The sequence below is a fragment of the Amycolatopsis thailandensis genome, assembly GCF_042723255.1.
GTDB lineage: Bacteria > Actinomycetota > Actinomycetes > Mycobacteriales > Pseudonocardiaceae > Amycolatopsis > Amycolatopsis thailandensis.
This window is the reverse complement of sequence record NZ_JBHXJK010000171.1, coordinates 1-15247: the sequence shown is the minus strand read 5'-3', so window position 1 is coordinate 15247 and position 15247 is coordinate 1. Positions and strand designations below refer to the sequence as shown.

Sequence of the window (15247 nt, the reverse complement as noted above, 5' to 3'; positions counted from 1 at the left end):
ACGCCCGGGTCAGGAGGCGCGGGCGAGTGAGCGGGTGCGCCGCGCACGGCCGTCCCGCCACTGCTCCCGACGCCTGTTGCTCTACACACGCGTTGCGAAAGCCACTTTCGCAACGCGTCTCGCCGCCGGATGGCACCGGGTCCCGCGGGTCGTGAGTGGCGATTCGGGTTCTGGCGGACTCGTGTTTGCCTACCCACTGGTGTGATTGGCGGTCGAGTGAAGCCGGTGCTGGGGCCGGTGCGGTCGACGGGGGAAGATTCCGGCCGTTGAACGTCCGGAATCTTCCCCCGTCATCTCGACTGCCACCGGGTCGCGCCCGGCACGACCTTGATCAACGGAAGATCCGGGACACTCAACGTCCCCGATCCTCCGTTGTTCAAGGTCCAAGACCGGGCAGCCGCGGAACTATCACTCTCGCCCAGTCAGGCGTGGGTAGGTGAATACCGGTCCGCTCTGGCTCAAGACCCCGTGAGGCCGGTGAGGATCGCGTCCACGCCGAACAAGAACGCTTCCCCCGACTCCCGCTCCCGCGCGGGCTCGTCGTCGACGATCCGGGCACGGACGAGTTCGGCCCGGTTCTGTTCTTCCGCGACGAAGCCGAGTACATAGTGGACGATCGTGCGAGCGGCCCATTCGGCCTGGCGGGCACCGAACCTTTCGGCGAACAGCCGGTTCAACGCCCGCGTCGGAGCCAGGACGTCGGGCCGGTACGCCTGCACGAACGACACGACCTCGGCGCCGTCGCGGACGCGCAGTAGTGCCGTGCGCAGGTCTTGCGCGGCGCCGCGGGGATCGGCGGGTGACGCCGGGAAGTCGGCGAGGACGCGCGCGGCGACCACGGCGAGCAGTTCCTGTTTGTTGGCGACGTGGTAGTACAGCGCGCCCGGTTGCACGCCGAGGTCCAGGGCCAGCCGCCGCATGGACAGGCTGCTCAGCCCTCGCTCGCGGAGCAGCTCGTACGCGCCGTCGACGATCTGCGCTCGCGTCACCTTCACCAGCCCATTGTGCCCGCCCGCCGTGCCCGGCCTTGCGCGGCCCCGGGAGGTCCGCCTAGGATTTGAAAGGTGTTCAAAACAGTGGATGACCTGGCCTCGCGCCAGCTGGCAGGCGGTGTCCTCGATCGGGAAGACGCCCGCGCGGTCCTGAATACGCCGGACGACGAGGTGTTCGGCCTGGTCGTCGCGGCCGGGCGGCTGCGGCGCGCGTACTTCGGGGACCGGGTCAAGGTCAACTACCTGGTGAACCTCAAGTCGGGGCTGTGCCCGGAGGACTGCACGTACTGCTCGCAGCGGCTCGGCTCGTCGGCGCAGATCCTCAAGTACTCCTGGCTTTCGGCCGAGGAGACGGTCAAACAGGCGACCGCGGGGATCGAGGGCGGCGCGTCCCGGGTCTGCCTGGTCGCGAGCGGGCGCGGGCCGAGCGATCGCGACGTGGACCGGGTCGCGGGTGTCGTCGAAGCCGTCAAATCCGCCCACTCCGGCGTGGAAGTCTGTGCCTGCTTGGGAATCTTGAAGAACGGCCAGGCCGAACGACTTCGCGACGCCGGTGTCGACGCCTACAACCACAACCTCAACACGAGCGAGTCCCGGTACTCGGAGATCTGCTCGACGCACGACTACGAAGACCGGGTCGCCACCGTCGAGAAGGCCAAGGACGCGGGGCTTTCCCCTTGCTCCGGGCTGATCGTGGGCATGGGGGAGAGCGACGACGAGCTCATCGACGCCATCTTCGCTCTGCGGGATCTGGACAGTGACTCGATTCCCGTCAACTTCCTGATGCCCTTCGAAGGCACACCACTGGAAGGCACCTGGGAACTGACGCCGTTGCGCTCGCTGCGGATCCTCGCTCTGGCACGGTTCGCCTGCCCGGACAAGGAGATCCGGATGGCGGGTGGCCGCGAAATGCATCTGCGCTCGTTGCAGCCGCTCGCGTTGCAGGTGGCCAATTCGCTGTTCCTCGGGGACTATCTCACCAGCGAGGGACAGGCCGCGAAGGCCGACCTCGACATGATCGCGGATGCCGGGTTCAAGGTCCTCGGCGCCGACGAGAGTCCACATCGGACGGATGTCCCGGTCCGCGCGCGTGGCGCCGGTACGGCCGTCGCGCCCAACGCATGAACGCTCTGCTGGAGTGGATGGCGGGCGTCGACGCGGACCGGCGGCGGGCCGGTCTGGTGCGCCGGACCGACTCCCGGCGAAATCCGGGATTCCGGGGCGGGCTGGTGGATCTGGCCTCGAACGACTACCTCGGGCTCGGGGCCGACCCCCGTGTCCGCGCGGCCGCGACACGGGCCATCGAGACCTACGGCGCCGGCGCGGGCGCGTCGCGGGTCGTGACCGGAACGACGGCGGGTCACGACGAGCTGGAGCGGGAGCTGGCCCGCCTCACCGGGCAGCCGTCCTGCCTGGCGTTTTCCAGTGGCTACGCGGCCAACATCGGCCTGCTCACCGCTTTGGGCTCGCCGGACACGCTGATCGTTTCCGACGAACACGTGCACGCGTCGCTGATCGACGGTGCCCGGCTGTCGCGGTCACCCGTGCGGATCTGCCCGCACAACGACGTCGTCGCGCTCGAAGCACTGCTCCGGGATCGTGAGCAGACCCGGGCGGTGGTCGTCGTCGAGTCGATCTACTCCGTGCTCGGGGACGCCGCCGATCTGGCGCGCGTCGCGGCGCTTTGTGCCACCTACGACGCCCTTCTGGTCGTGGACGAGGCGCACGGGATCGGGGTGGCGGGCCGCGGAAGAGGCGCGGTCCACGCCGCCGGTCTCGCCGATTCACCCCACGTCGTCGTGACGGCGACCCTGTCCAAGGCGCTCGGCACCCAAGGTGGCGCCGTCCTCGGACCGGCGCTGGTGCGTGAGCATCTGGTCAACACCGCCCGCACGTTCATCTTCGACACCGGCCTCGCTCCTGCCTCGGCCGCGGGCGCCGCCGAGGCCTGCCGGATCATCGAGGCGGAGCCGCACCGAGCCGGCGAACTGCACCGGATAGCGGCCCTGATCGCCGACGCCGCGGGGGTTCCGCACGCGCCCGGCGCGGTCCAGTCGATTCCCGCGGACTCGGCCGATCAGGCGGTGGCCGCCGCCGACACGCTGTTCGGCGAAGGCATCGTGGTCGGCTGTTTCCGCCCGCCGAGTGTCCCCGACGGCGTCTCCCGGCTGAGGCTTGTCGCCCGGGCGGGTGTCGATCCCGGACAGGCCGAGCGGGCCGCGCGGCTGGCGGCACGCTTGTCCCGCGCGGAAGCCCGTGTCGGGTGATCCCGGAGCGTCAACGCAGCTGGTCGCGACGGCGGGTCAGGTAGGCGGTCTCGGCGGTGTTGCCCGTCAGCGCGATCGCCTTGTCGTAGGCCGCTCGCGACTCGGCGCTGCGGCCCAGCCGCCGCAGCAGATCGGCGCGGGTGACGTGGAACGGGTGATAGCCGGCCAGCCTGTCGTCGAGGCGGTCGACCGCCGCCAGCGCCACCTCCGGGCCGTCGAGTTCGGCGACCGCGATGGCCCGGTTGAGGGCGACGATCGGCGAGGGATCGACGCGGACGAGCTGGTCGTAGAGCGCGAGGATCTGTGCCCAGTCGGTGTCGCGGATGTCGCGGGCGGAGGTGTGCACGGCGTTGATCGCGGCGAGGATCTGGTAGCGGCCCGGAGCCACTCCGGTGGCGAGGCGCTCGCGCACCAGCCGATGCCCCTCGGCGATCAGATCCGCGTCCCAGGCGCCTCGGTCCTGCTCGTCGAGGGCGACCAGTTCGCCGTTCGCCGAGATCCGGGCGGTGCGGCGGGCCTCGGTGAGGAGCATCAGCGCCAGCAGCCCGGCCACCTCGCCGTCTTCCGGCAGGAGGGCGCGGATCAGGCGGGTGAGCCGGATCGCTTCGGCGGTCAGGTCGTGACGCAGCGGGTCGGTGTCGGCTCCGGTGGCCAGGTAGCCCTCGTTGAACACGAGGAACAGCGCGGCGAGCACCCCGGAGACGCGGGACGGGAGATCCTCGGCGGACGGCACGCGATAAGGGATGCGAGCCGCCTTGATCTTGGCCTTCGCGCGGGTGATCCGCTGCCCCATGGCACTTTCGGCCACCAGGAAGGCGCGGGCGATCTCGGGCACGGTCAGCCCGCCGACCATGCGCAGGGTCAACGCCACCCGGGTCTCCAGCGCCAGCGCGGGGTGGCAGCAGGTGAAGATCAGCCGGAGCCGGTCGTCGTCGATGACGCCGAGCGGCTCGGGCGGGTCGTCGTCGTACGCCATCCGAGCCTCCTTCTGCTTGTCGTCACGCTTGTTCTCCCGCCGGATCCGGTCGATGGCCTTGCGGTTGGCGGTGGTGGTCAGCCAGGCGCCGGGTCCGGGCGGCACGCCGTCGGACGGCCACCGCTCGACGGCGGTCGCGAAGGCTTCGGCCGCCGCTTCCTCGGCGATGTCGAGATCGCCGAAACGCCTGGTCAGGGTGGCGACCACGCGGGCCCACTCGTCGCGGTGGGCCCGCGTGATCGCCTCCTCCACGCCGGTCACAGGAATGGCCGCACCTCGATCTTCCGATCGCAGACCTTCGACGCCTCGGTGGCGAGCTTGAGCGCCACGTCCAGATCGGGGGCCTCCCAGACCCACACGCCGGCGAGGTACTCCTTCGATTCCACGAACGGCCCGTCGCTGAACACCGGTTGTTCGCCCCGGTTGTCGATGACCGTGGCCGAGCCGGTGTCCGCGAGCCCGCCCGCGAAAACCCAGTGGCCCTCGGCCATCAGCCGTTCGTTGAACTCGCTGATGGCGGGCTGCCGGTCGGTGCTGCCGGGATTGCTCTTGTCGTCGATCACGGAAACCAGGTATTTCATCTGAGGATCATCTCCCGGGGTGTCAAGGACTTCACCTCTGCTACGAACGCCACCCCGCCGATCCGACACCGGCTCCCGGATTTCTTCCGAGAAGTTTCCGGACCCCGGATCACCGCGCCGCTCGCACGGCCGCGCCGACGGCGGCCACATCGAGGTCCACGACGACTTCGTCGCTCTCCCAGCGGCCGCGTTCCGAGATCACGAGGCCGATCAGGGCCAGCTCCCCGGCCTGGTCCCGCAAAGCCGCCGCCGCGGCCCGCGCCAAGGTCTTGGGCAGGCGCACCGTGATCGGGGCGAGCTGGGCGTCAAGGCACGCCCCGATCGCCGCCAGCACCTTCGAATCTTCCTGATACCTGGCGTACTGCCCTTGCTCGTTCACGAGAGGCGAGGGTAATCACGGCCTCTCGCGCTGTCATCGCCTTTGATGGCGCGGCTGTGACGAGGGCGACAGATATACCCCCTAGGGGTACTTGTGCTCGCGCGGTCATCGGCCTAACTTCATCTCCGTCAGATACCCCCTAGGGGTATCAACTCCTGAAAGGACGGTCGTCATGGCGGAGACAACCCCGGACCCACGACGGTGGTGGGCGCTGGGACTCATCGCACTGGCCCAGTTCATGGTCATCATGGACACCTCGATCATCGGCGTCGCCCTGCCCGCGATGCAGCGCGATCTCGGGTTCTCCCCGGGAGACCTGTCGTGGGTGTTCAACGCCTACGTCGTCGCGCTCGCCGGGCTGCTGCTGCTCGGCGGACGTCTCTCGGATCTGTTCGGCGCGCGGAAGATGTTCACCGCCGGATGGGTGGTCACCCTCGGCGGTTCCGTGGTCGCCGCGGTCGCGGGCACCGCGTGGGTCGAACTGCTCGGCCGGGTCCTGCAAGGCGCGGGCGCGGCGTTGATCGCGCCGTCCGCGCTGACCCTGCTGATGATGCTGTTCGGCGCGCGTCCCCGTGAGCTGACCAAGGCGCTCGCGCTCTACGGAGCGGCCGCTCCCGCCGGTGGCACCGCCGGGGTGTTCCTCGGCGGCGTGATCACCGAATGGCTGTCGTGGCCGTGGATCTTCTGGCTCTACGTCCCGATCTCGCTCGTCGCGGTCCTCGCCACCGGCAAGCTGATGCCGCCCGCGCCCGTCCGGCGTGGCTCGGTCGACCTCGCCGGCGCCGTCGCGGTGACCGCGGGTCTCGGCCTGACCGTGTTCGGCGTCGTCCGCGCCCCGGAAGCGGGCTGGGGCTCGGCGGGCACCTGGGCCGCGCTGGTGGGCGGTGCCGCGTTGCTCGCGGTGTTCGTGGCGATCCAGCGGAAGCGCGAGATCCCGTTGGTGCGGCTGGGGATCTTCCGGACGCCGAACCTCGGCGGCGCGAACCTCGCCCAGTTCCTGCTCGGCGCCGCGTGGATCCCGATGTGGTACTTCCTCAACCTGTACCTGCAGCAGGTCCTGGGTTACGGGGCCTTCGCGAGCGGGGCGGCGCTGCTGCCGATGACCGTGCTGATCGTCGTGCTGATGGTCGCCGTCGCGCCGCGCCTGATCGGCCGGTTCGGTCCGAAGAAGATGATCATCGGCGGCCTGTGGGCGCTCGCCGCGGGGCTGGTGTGGCTGTCGTTCGTCAGCCCGACCGGCAACTTCCTCGTCGACGTCCTGCCCGCTTCGCTGGTCGCCGCGCTCGGTCAGGCGCTCGCGTTCATCCCGTCGCTCGGCACCGCGATCTCGAGCGCGAAACCGGAGGAAGGCGGGCTCGCGTCGGGGATCGTGAACACCTCGTACCAGATCGGTTCCGCCCTCGGGCTCGCCGCGATGACCGCTGTCGGGGTCTCGTCCGGCGCGGGACGGATCGGCGACCCGGTCGCGTTGACCGGCGGGTATTCGGCCGCGTTCCTCGGGGCCGCGGGGATCGCGATCGCCGGTGGCTTCCTGGCCATGGCCACCCTGCGTGTCCCGAAGGCCGAGCCGGCCATGTCGCGATGACCGGCTGTACGACCGCGTGGAGGGCGAGACCGCCCTCCACGCGGCGTTTCAGTGTTCGCGGTAGCCGAGGCCCGCCGAAACCTGTTGCGCCGCACGGCCGACGACGCGGTTCAGACCGCGCATCCGGGCGGCGGGCATGTACGGCCGGGTCGCCGAAACACTGATGGCCCCGGCGATCGCGCCGGTGGCGTCCCGGATCGGGGCCGCGACACAGCGGATCCCCGGTTCGTTGTCCTCCAGGTCCATCGCCACCCCGGCCTCCGCGTATTCGCGCATGCGCCCCAGGAACGCGTCGAGGTCCTCCGGGTGCACCCGGCCCGGCTCCACCGGCGTCTCGGCCAGGTACAGCTCCCGCCACTCCGGCGCGGAGTCCAGCAGCAGCGCCATCCCGACACCGGTGCGGGTCAACGGCATCCGGTGCCCGATCCGGGAGCGCATCTCCGCGCCCCGCGAGCCCGGCAGTTTGTCCAGGTACAGCACCGAGCCCCCGTCGCGGACGGCCAGGTGCACCGTGTCGCGCAGCTGCTCGGCCAGCTCCTCCAGCACCGGCCGGGCGACCACCGGCAGCGGACTGCCGTGCAACGCCTGGAAACCCAGTTCGATCAGCGTGGGGCCGAGCGTGTAGCCGTCCCGTCCGCTGCGCAGATACCCCTCGCTCACCAGTAGCTGGACCAGCCGGTGCGCGGTGCTGCGACCCAGTCCGGTGCGCTCGACCAGGGAGCGGAGATCGGTCGCGCCGCTCGCGACCGCGCGGATCACCGCGAGGCCGCGGGCGAGGGTCTGGGTGCCGGGCGGCGCTGTCTCGGGCATGGCGCAATCCTACATATAGGGACGACGATCGCATTATCGGGAACGCGCCCGCACGATGTCGCTCGTGACGGACACCGAACCCGGCCTCATCGCGCTCGACTGGGGAACCTCAGGTCAGCGCGCCTGGCTGCTCGACACCGAAGGGGAGATCCTCGACGCCCGCCGGACCTCGCGCGGACTGCTCGCGATCACCGAAGGTGTCGATCCGGGCGACAGAGCGGCCGCGTACGAATCGGCCTTCCGGGAGATCCGTGGAGACTGGCCCGTTCTTCCGGCCATCGCGTCCGGGATGGTGGGGAGCGCGCAGGGCTGGGTCGATGCCGGGTATCGCACCGTCCCGGCGAGACTCGACTTCACCTCGCTCGTGCCCGTACCCCATCGCGACGGTGTGCTCCACGTCGTACCCGGACTGCGGATCCCGTCCGGGGAGAGCCCCGGCGACGTGATCCGCGGCGAGGAGACCCAGCTGATCGGCGTTCTCGAAGCGCTCGGCGACCCCGGCGGACCGGTCACGGTGGTGCTTCCCGGGACGCACAGCAAGTGGGTCCGCGTCGAGGACGGGATCGTGACGGATTTCGCCACCGCGATGACCGGCGAGCTTTACGGATTGCTGATCACGCACGGCATCCTTGCCCGCACGGCCGGCCGCGCGGTCCGCGACGACGCGGCCTTCTCACGAGGTTTGGCCGCGGGACGGCGTTCGCGAGGGCTCGCCACCGAGGCGTTCGGCGCCCGGCCGCTCGTACTCGACGGCGTCCTCGAACCCGCATCGCTGCCTGACTACCTCTCGGGCGTGCTCATCGCCGACGAGGTTTCGCAGCTGTTGCGCGAACCGGATTCCCCGCTGGTGCTGTGCGGCGACGGCGAACTCTGCCGCCGCTACGCCCAAGCCCTGGCCGAAAGTGGCGTGGGGGCCACCGTGCTTTCCGAAGAGATCGCAGCACGGGGCCTGTGGCGGATCGCGACGGCGGCCGGACTGCTCGAAGACCGTCTCGAAAGGACACTGAAGCCGTGACCGGATTGATCGCGATCCTGCGTGGAGTGACCCCGGCCGAGGTCGTCGGTGTCGGACGGGCGCTCGTCGACGCTGGCTTCCCCGCCATCGAAGTGCCGCTGAACTCGCCGGAGCCGTTCGAGAGCGTCCGTCTGCTCGCCGACGCGTTCGGGGAGTGGTGCGAGATCGGCGCGGGCACCGTGCTCACCACCGAAGACGTCGGGAGGGCGCGCGAAGCCGGGGCACGCGTGATCGTGGCGCCCAACAGCGACCCCGCGGTCATCTCCGCCGCCGTGGCCGAGGGAATGACGCCGTATCCGGGCGTGGCCACACCCACCGAAGCGTTCGCCGCGCTCGCCGCGGGGGCACGGCACCTCAAGCTGTTCCCCGCCGACGCCGTCGGGATCCGGGGAATGAAGGCGTGGCGCGCGGTGCTGCCGCGCGAGGTCGAACTGCTGCCGGTCGGCGGGGTCGACGAATCGAACCTGGCGGCCTGGGCCGCCGCCGGGGCGGCCGGAGCGGGACTGGGTTCGTGTCTCTACCGGCCGGGTGACAGCGCGGACGCGGTCGCCGTCCGGGCTCGCGCGCTTTCCGAGATCTGGCGACAGGAATAGGAAAAACCATGAAGATCACGTCAATGACGACATATCAGGTGCCGCCTCGCTGGTCGTTCCTGAAGATCGAAACCGACGCGGGCGTCACCGGCTGGGGCGAGCCGGTCCTGGAGGGCCGGGCCGCCTCGGTGGCCGCCACCGTGGACGAGCTTTCCGACTACCTGATCGGCAAGGATCCCGCGCAGATCGAGGATCTGTGGACGGTCCTCTACCGGGGCGGGTTCTACCGCGGCGGCGGAATCCACATGAGCGCGCTGGCCGGTATCGACCAGGCCCTGTGGGACATCAAGGGCAAGGCGCTCGGCGTGCCGGTCCACGAGCTGCTCGGCGGCCGGGTGCGTGACCGGATCAAGGTGTACTCGTGGATCGGCGGCGACCGTCCCGCCGAGACCGCCCGCGCCGCGCGCGAGGTGGTGGACCGCGGGTTCAGCGCGGTGAAGATGAACGGGACCGAGGAATTGTCCTATCTGGACACCTGGGACAAGGTCGATCGATGTGTGGCCAATGTGGACGCCGTCCGCCAGGCGGTGGGCACGGACGTCGGCATCGGGGTGGACTTCCACGGCCGCGTGCACAAGCCGATGGCGAAGGTCCTGCTGCGCGAACTGGAGCCGTACCGGCTGATGTTCGTCGAAGAACCGGTGCTGTCCGAACACGTCGACGGTTTCGCGGAAGTCCTGCGCAACTCTCCGATCCCGATCGCGCTCGGCGAGCGGCTGTTCTCACGGTGGGACTTCAAGGCGGTGCTGGCCTCGGGCGCCGTCGACATCATCCAGCCGGACCCGTCGCACTGCGGCGGCATCACCGAAGCGCGCAAGATCGCGCACATGGCCGAGGCCTACGACGTCGGCCTCGCCCTGCACTGCCCGCTCGGCCCGATCGCGCTGGCGGCCTGTCTGCAGATCGACGCGGGCTGCTACAACGCGACGATCCAGGAACAGAGTCTCGGCATCCACTACAACACGAGCAACGACCTGCTCGACTACGTGACGGATCCGGCGGTGTTCGCCTACGAAGACGGACAGGTCGCCATCCCCGGCGGGCCGGGTCTCGGCATCGAGATCGACGAAGAGTACGTCGCCGAACGCGCGGCGGAGGGACATCGCTGGCGGAATCCGGTGTGGCGGCACACCGACGGCTCGTTCGCCGAGTGGTGAGCGCCATGACCACTGCCGTCCAGACCACCGTGCGCCCCACCAGGTTCCGGGTGCTCATCGCGGTGATGCTGTTCATCACCGTCGTCATCAACTACCTGGACCGCTCGAACCTGTCGATCGCGATGCCCGCGATCGCCGGCGAACTCGATCTGTCCAAAGCGGAACAGGGCTTGCTCCTGTCGGCCTTCGGCTGGACCTACGCCGCGTTGCAGCTGCCCGGCGGCTGGCTCGTCGACAAGATCCCGCCGCGGCTGCTTTACCCGGCCTGCCTGATCCTGTGGTCACTCGCGACGTTCTTCATGGGCGTGATCGGCGGATTCGTGGCGCTGATCGCGCTGCGGCTGATGGTCGGCGTCTTCGAGGCACCCGCCTATCCGATCAACAGCAAGATCGCGACCGTCTGGTTCCCGGAACGCGAACGCGCCACCGCGATCGGCTTCTACACCTCGGGCCAGTTCATCGGACTCGCCCTGCTGACGCCCGTGCTTTCCTGGTTGCAGGCGATGCTTTCGTGGCACTGGGTGTTCATCGCGACCGGTCTCGTCGGCATCCTCTGGGCGGTGCTCTGGTACGCGAAGTATCGCGAGCCGCGCGAGTCACGCGCCAACGAGGCCGAAGTGGAGCTGATCCGCTCCGGCGGCGGCCTGGTCGACCTGGCACGTGAGCGGCAGGAGCGGGCGCGGATCACCAAGGCGGACCTGGCGACCGTGCTGGGCAGCCGGAAGCTGTGGGGCATCTACTTCGGCCAGTTCTGCCTGACTTCGACGCTCTGGTTCTTCCTCACCTGGTTCCCGACGTATCTCGTCGAGTACCGGGAAATGGACTACATCAAGTCCGGCTTCCTGGCGTCGCTGCCGTTCATCGCCGCGCTGGTCGGTGTCCTGGCTTCCGGTGTCCTGTCGGACTTCCTGGTCCGGCGCGGCGTTTCGCTCGGCGCGGCCCGCAAGGGCCCGATCATCGCCGGGCTGTTGCTGAGCACGGTGATGGTGGGGGCCGGGTTCACCGACTCGACGGCGTTGGTCATCGTGATCCTGTCGGTGGCCTTCTTCGGGAACGGTCTCGCGTCGATCACCTGGTCGCTGGTGTCCGCGCTGGCGCCGCGACGCCTGCTCGGGCTGACCGGCGGGATGTTCAACTTCATCGGGAACCTGTCGTCGATCGCCACCCCGATCGTCATCGGCCTGATCGTCACCGACGACAGCTTCGCGCCCGGCTTCGCCTACATGACCGTGATCACGGTCGCCGGGATCCTTTCCTACGTCTTCCTCGTCGGCAAGGTCGAACGCGTCGCCGAGCGGTCCGGCGAGGCCGTGAGTGGCAAGGCGAAGCCGGCAGGGCGGGCGGGATAGGCGATCTCGCGTGATCAGAGCCGGATCTCGCGTGATCAGGGCCGGATCTCGCGTGATCAGGGCCGGATCTCGCGTGATCAGGGCCGGATCTCGCGTGATCAGACGGCGCACCAACGAGCTCGCCGTCTGATCACGCGAGTCACGCCTTTGGCCCGGCCGCGAAACCCGGGCGAACGCGTCGACGACCCCAGTTCAGTCCTTGGAGAGGAAGAAATACGCGTAGCGTTCGTCGAGGTCGTTCCGCGGCACCAGCCGGACCGCGCGCGGAGTGAGGCCGCAGCGCTCGGCGAGCTCCCAGAAGCCGTGGATCGGATAGGTCGTCATGCTCGCCAGGCCGCGCCGGTACGAGCGTCGCCGGGGTTTGGTGCGCCAGTCGCCGGTGGCGTATTTGATCTGGATCAGGGCGAGGCCGCCGGGGGCGAGGAGGTCGTGGGCGATGCGCAGCAGGCGTTCGCCGTATTCCGGTGAGGGGATCAGTTCGAAAACGTAGAAGGACAGGAACACATCGCAGACGCCGTCGATGTCCCCGAGCGCGGACTCCGGGGTGGTGACCTCGATGGCCACCGGCAGAAATGCCGTGTCGCAGACGCTCGCGATCTGCCGGTCGCATTCTTCGAGCGAGTCACGGGAGATGTCGACGCCGATGAACTCTTTGGCACGCGGTGCGAAACGCACCGCGTTGGCGCCGCCACCGCAGCCCCACTCGATCACCCGGTCCCAGGCCCGGGAGAACCCCGCCAGCCGTGCCCCGTCCTCGAACAGGGCGAGGTGGTCCGCACCGATCCGGTCCCACAGGTCGGTGTCGCGGAAAGCGGGGGAGTCGCGCCAATGCGAGTCGGCGGCCCACCGGGATCCGCTCGGCCGCAGCCAGTAGTCCTGTGCGTCGGCGGCGATCGTCGAGTCGGGTTGCCGGAGGCCCATGGTCGCCAAGGCACGTTGCAGGAGGTCTTCCGCGGTGACGGCGAGGCGTTTGCCGTGGCTGACGGCGACCTCCCAAGGTCTTTTCATCGTGCCGGTGGAGCCGAGTCCTTCTGACATGGAAAGCCTTTCGCTGAAGGGACGTTGACGCGGATGCGGACCGAAGTTCCGCGCGGTGCGGTGGTTCGTCACACTTCTCTGGCGCATCGGGCTGGCGGGCCGAGTCGAATCCCGTGCCACACAACCATCTTACGGGTTCTCGCGGGTGAGTGATTTCGCGAATACCTGTCTTGGAACGCTTTCTGTTGGGCAGTAACTGCGGGCCGGGCTCACATTCCGCGGAGCTGCTTCGTCGGTAGGGCAGAAACACCTACAACGACAAGGAGATCGCGATGGACGCCCGGCTCGACTACTTCGGAAACCCGGTCGGCGGAAAGTTCATGAAGACCATCATCTCGGCCGGGAGGGCGCTGGCGGGCTCGTCTTTGCCGGTCATTGTCCAGGAACTGGTGCGGATGCGCGCGAGCCAGATCAACGGGTGCGCGGTGTGCCTGGACATCCACACCAAGGAAGCCGCCGCCGCGGGCGAATCGGCCGTGCGGATCAACCTGGTCGCGGCGTGGCGGGAGGCGACGGTCTTCACCGAGGCCGAGCGTGCCGCGCTGGAGCTGACCGAGCAGGCCTGCCGGATGGCCGACGGCGGCGAGGTCACCGACGAGGCGTGGGCGAACGCCGCCCGGCATTTCGACGAGGACCAGCTCGCCGCGCTGGTGGCGGTGATCTCGCTGATCAACGCCTTCAACCGGGTGAACGCCATCGTCCGGAACCCGGCGGGCGACTACCAGGCCGGGCAGTTCGCCTGACCAAGCCGACGGGCCGGGCTCCGTGTCGACTGACGCGGGGCCCGGCCCCCCGCTCCGACAACTTCGGGAGAAAGCCATGACCACCACCGAAAAAGAACGCAACCTGGCGGCGTTCAGCCGTTTTCACGACGCGACCAACACCGGCAGTCTCCGGCTCGTCGAGAGGACGATCGACGAGGTCGTCGACCCGGATCTGGTGTTCCACACGCCGGTTCCGATGGACGCGACCGGGGCACGGGCACTGAAACAAGTGTGGACGGTGCTGCTTCGCGCGTTTCCTGACCTTCGGGTCGAAGCCGAAGACGTGCTCGCGGACGGCGACAAAGTCGTCTGCCGGAACACCGTCACCGGTACCCACCAGGGAGAGTTCAGGGGGCTCCCGGCGACGGGGAAGACCGTTTCCTACCGCGAGATCTTCATTTTCCGGTTCGCCGGAGGGCGGATCGCCGAGATCTGGGGTGTCGTCGACGTCTTCACCCAGTTGCGGCAACTCGGAGCCCTCGCGGCTTAGCGGGTCACGTCCGTCCAGGGCCGGAGTTTCTCCGGGTTCCGCACGCCCCAGATGTGCCGGATGCGGTCTTCGGCGACGTGGAACGCGAATACCGCGACGGTCAGCCCGGCCTGCCGGAGTACGAGGCCGGGCCGGCCGTTGACGGTCCGCTCCAGAAGTTCGAGACCGGACGCCTTGTGCGCCAGCTCCACGAGATAGGACGCGACCTGTTCGCGGCCCTCGAAGGGATGAAGCGCGGCGCTGACGAGTCCTCCGCCGTCGCCGACGGCCTTGACGTCGGGATCGAGCAGACCGATGAGCGCTTCGATGTCCTTCGCTTCCCAGGCTTTCTTGAATTCCTTGACGAGGCCGGCCTGCCGGGCGATCGGGGCGGGGGACACCCGCGTCGCGCTGATGCGGCGGCGCGCGGAGGAGGCCAGCTGGCGGCAGGCCGCCGGGGAGCGGCCGACGATCTCCGCCACCTCGGCGAAGGGATAGCGGAAGACGTCGTGCAGGACGAACGCGACTCGCTCGGCCGGGGTCAGCGATTCGAGCACGACGAGGAAGGCCATGTTGATCGACTCGTCGAGGGTGACCCGGTCGGCCGGGTCGGCGGCGGGCGGCCGTCCGGACGTCCACGCGACCTGGCCCGGCAGCGGTTCGGGGAGCCATTCGCCGACGTAGCGTTCCCGCCTCGCGCGAGCCGAGCCGAGAAGGTCCAGGCAGATACGGCCGGCGACCGTCGTCAGCCAAGCGCCGGGAGAGTCGATCGCCGCCCGCTGGGCCGGGGACAGGGCGTACCAGCGAGTGTAGGTCTCCTGCACCACGTCCTCGGCCTCGGAAAGCGAACCGACCAGGCGATACGCGAGCCCGATCAGCTGACGCCGCTCACTCACGATCGCCTTCAAGCCCGGATCGAGCGGATCGTGGGCCTGCTCGGATGGATCGTTCATGGCTTCCGCCTCCCGGTCGCGTGCGTCTTCCCGGATACGACGAGAGAGCGCCACCGGATGTGAGGTCACCTCCCATCTCATCAGGTGGCTCGGGGAAACCTCGAGAAGGGCAGAGGCAGCCGCCGCGCTTCTTGTCCCATCGCACCGCATCGGGCGGGGCCGATACGACAAGAGCCTCGATACGGCGAACCACTCGACCTCCACCGGCCGCCGCTGTTTCTCCTGGCGCCCGCTCGCGCTCGCCGCCGTCGTCGCGGTGGCGACAGGTGCGGGGTCGACGGTGGAGGATTCGGGACGGTGGACGTCCCGAATCCTCCAC

16 protein-coding genes are annotated in these 15247 nt (G+C 69.3%); 9 read left to right on the top strand and 7 right to left on the bottom strand.

The window, feature by feature from the left end; translation table 11 throughout:
* Positions 1 to 458: 458 nt before the first annotated feature.
* Complete coding sequence (locus ACFWMR_RS38500) at positions 459 to 995, bottom strand: TetR family transcriptional regulator (RefSeq protein WP_378381965.1); 537 nt, start codon at positions 993 to 995, stop codon at positions 459 to 461.
* Between the two features lie 69 nt (positions 996 to 1064).
* Here ACFWMR_RS38500 and bioB point away from each other — a divergent pair, with 69 nt between their 5' ends.
* Both bioB and ACFWMR_RS38490 read left to right on the top strand, forming a co-directional pair.
* Positions 1065 to 2117: a biotin synthase BioB gene (bioB, locus tag ACFWMR_RS38495; protein ID WP_378381964.1), complete on the top strand. Its 1053-nt coding sequence runs from the start codon at positions 1065 to 1067 to the stop codon at positions 2115 to 2117.
* Positions 2114 to 3259 carry an 8-amino-7-oxononanoate synthase gene (locus ACFWMR_RS38490; RefSeq protein ID WP_378381963.1) on the top strand — a complete coding sequence of 382 codons (1146 nt, stop codon included), beginning with the start codon at positions 2114 to 2116 and terminating at the stop codon, positions 3257 to 3259. The genes bioB and ACFWMR_RS38490 overlap by 4 nt, the downstream gene beginning before the upstream one ends.
* Before the next feature lie 10 nt (positions 3260 to 3269).
* Here the strand turns inward: ACFWMR_RS38490 and ACFWMR_RS38485 are convergent, their stop codons facing one another.
* The 3 genes from ACFWMR_RS38485 to ACFWMR_RS38475 form a co-directional block, all read right to left on the bottom strand.
* Positions 3270 to 4496, bottom strand: a complete 1227-nt coding sequence (locus ACFWMR_RS38485; RefSeq protein WP_378381962.1) for an RNA polymerase sigma factor — start codon at positions 4494 to 4496, stop codon at positions 3270 to 3272.
* Positions 4493 to 4816 (bottom strand): YciI family protein, encoded by a 324-nt coding sequence (locus ACFWMR_RS38480; protein WP_093938289.1) that lies wholly within the window; start codon positions 4814 to 4816, stop codon positions 4493 to 4495. The genes ACFWMR_RS38485 and ACFWMR_RS38480 overlap by 4 nt, the downstream gene beginning before the upstream one ends.
* A gap of 109 nt (positions 4817 to 4925) precedes the next feature.
* Positions 4926 to 5195, bottom strand: a complete 270-nt coding sequence (locus ACFWMR_RS38475; RefSeq protein ID WP_378381961.1) for a hypothetical protein — start codon at positions 5193 to 5195, stop codon at positions 4926 to 4928.
* Positions 5196 to 5367: 172 nt separating this feature from the next.
* Here ACFWMR_RS38475 and ACFWMR_RS38470 point away from each other — a divergent pair, with 172 nt between their 5' ends.
* Positions 5368 to 6780 carry an MFS transporter gene (locus ACFWMR_RS38470; protein WP_378381960.1) on the top strand — a complete coding sequence of 471 codons (1413 nt, stop codon included), beginning with the start codon at positions 5368 to 5370 and terminating at the stop codon, positions 6778 to 6780.
* Between the two features lie 48 nt (positions 6781 to 6828).
* On the opposite strand, the gene ACFWMR_RS38465 is transcribed toward ACFWMR_RS38470, so the two are convergent.
* Entirely contained in the window at positions 6829 to 7590 is a 762-nt protein-coding gene (locus ACFWMR_RS38465) for an IclR family transcriptional regulator (RefSeq protein WP_093938286.1), read from the bottom strand.
* A gap of 55 nt (positions 7591 to 7645) precedes the next feature.
* On the opposite strand from ACFWMR_RS38465, the gene ACFWMR_RS38460 reads away from it, so the two are divergent.
* The 4 genes from ACFWMR_RS38460 to ACFWMR_RS38445 are packed head-to-tail and all read left to right on the top strand — an operon-like array spanning position 7646 to position 11704.
* Positions 7646 to 8605, top strand: coding sequence for a 2-dehydro-3-deoxygalactonokinase (locus ACFWMR_RS38460; RefSeq protein WP_378381959.1), 960 nt, complete (start codon positions 7646 to 7648; stop codon positions 8603 to 8605).
* Entirely contained in the window at positions 8602 to 9198 is a 597-nt protein-coding gene (locus tag ACFWMR_RS38455; protein ID WP_378381958.1) for a 2-dehydro-3-deoxy-6-phosphogalactonate aldolase, read from the top strand. Before ACFWMR_RS38460 ends, ACFWMR_RS38455 begins: the two co-directional genes overlap by 4 nt.
* Before the next feature lie 8 nt (positions 9199 to 9206).
* Entirely contained in the window at positions 9207 to 10355 is a 1149-nt protein-coding gene (gene dgoD / locus ACFWMR_RS38450) for a galactonate dehydratase (RefSeq protein ID WP_378381957.1), read from the top strand.
* A 5-nt stretch (positions 10356 to 10360) separates the two neighbouring features.
* Positions 10361 to 11704 (top strand): MFS transporter, encoded by a 1344-nt coding sequence (locus ACFWMR_RS38445; RefSeq protein WP_378381956.1) that lies wholly within the window; start codon positions 10361 to 10363, stop codon positions 11702 to 11704.
* A 192-nt stretch (positions 11705 to 11896) separates the two neighbouring features.
* Here ACFWMR_RS38445 and ACFWMR_RS38440 read toward each other — a convergent pair whose 3' ends face one another.
* Entirely contained in the window at positions 11897 to 12742 is an 846-nt protein-coding gene (locus ACFWMR_RS38440; protein WP_378381955.1) for a class I SAM-dependent methyltransferase, read from the bottom strand.
* A 272-nt stretch (positions 12743 to 13014) separates the two neighbouring features.
* Here ACFWMR_RS38440 and ACFWMR_RS38435 point away from each other — a divergent pair, with 272 nt between their 5' ends.
* Both ACFWMR_RS38435 and ACFWMR_RS38430 read left to right on the top strand, forming a co-directional pair.
* Positions 13015 to 13485: a carboxymuconolactone decarboxylase family protein gene (locus ACFWMR_RS38435; RefSeq protein WP_378381954.1), complete on the top strand. Its 471-nt coding sequence runs from the start codon at positions 13015 to 13017 to the stop codon at positions 13483 to 13485.
* 76 nt (positions 13486 to 13561) lie between these two features.
* Positions 13562 to 13996, top strand: coding sequence for an ester cyclase (locus ACFWMR_RS38430; RefSeq protein ID WP_378381953.1), 435 nt, complete (start codon positions 13562 to 13564; stop codon positions 13994 to 13996).
* On the opposite strand, the gene sigJ is transcribed toward ACFWMR_RS38430, so the two are convergent.
* Complete coding sequence (sigJ, locus tag ACFWMR_RS38425) at positions 13993 to 14928, bottom strand: RNA polymerase sigma factor SigJ (RefSeq protein ID WP_378275578.1); 936 nt, start codon at positions 14926 to 14928, stop codon at positions 13993 to 13995. The genes ACFWMR_RS38430 and sigJ overlap by 4 nt on opposite strands.
* Between the last annotated feature and the right edge of the window lie 319 nt (positions 14929 to 15247).

Bases quoted from the DNA above. Each gene is read 5' to 3' on its own strand.
- ACFWMR_RS38465 (WP_093938286.1), bottom strand. From the start codon at position 7,590: ATGCCCGAGACAGCGCCGCCCGGCACCCAGACCCTCGCCCGCGGCCTC.
- ACFWMR_RS38480 (WP_093938289.1), bottom strand. From the start codon at position 4,816: ATGAAATACCTGGTTTCCGTGATCGACGACAAGAGCAATCCCGGCAGC.
- ACFWMR_RS38470 (WP_378381960.1), top strand. From the start codon at position 5,368: ATGGCGGAGACAACCCCGGACCCACGACGGTGGTGGGCGCTGGGACTC.
- ACFWMR_RS38490 (WP_378381963.1), top strand. From the start codon at position 2,114: ATGAACGCTCTGCTGGAGTGGATGGCGGGCGTCGACGCGGACCGGCGG.
- sigJ (WP_378275578.1), bottom strand. From the start codon at position 14,928: ATGAACGATCCATCCGAGCAGGCCCACGATCCGCTCGATCCGGGCTTG.
- ACFWMR_RS38460 (WP_378381959.1), top strand. From the start codon at position 7,646: ATGTCGCTCGTGACGGACACCGAACCCGGCCTCATCGCGCTCGACTGG.
- ACFWMR_RS38445 (WP_378381956.1), top strand. From the start codon at position 10,361: ATGACCACTGCCGTCCAGACCACCGTGCGCCCCACCAGGTTCCGGGTG.
- ACFWMR_RS38430 (WP_378381953.1), top strand. From the start codon at position 13,562: ATGACCACCACCGAAAAAGAACGCAACCTGGCGGCGTTCAGCCGTTTT.
- ACFWMR_RS38440 (WP_378381955.1), bottom strand. From the start codon at position 12,742: ATGTCAGAAGGACTCGGCTCCACCGGCACGATGAAAAGACCTTGGGAG.
- dgoD (WP_378381957.1), top strand. From the start codon at position 9,207: ATGAAGATCACGTCAATGACGACATATCAGGTGCCGCCTCGCTGGTCG.
- ACFWMR_RS38435 (WP_378381954.1), top strand. From the start codon at position 13,015: ATGGACGCCCGGCTCGACTACTTCGGAAACCCGGTCGGCGGAAAGTTC.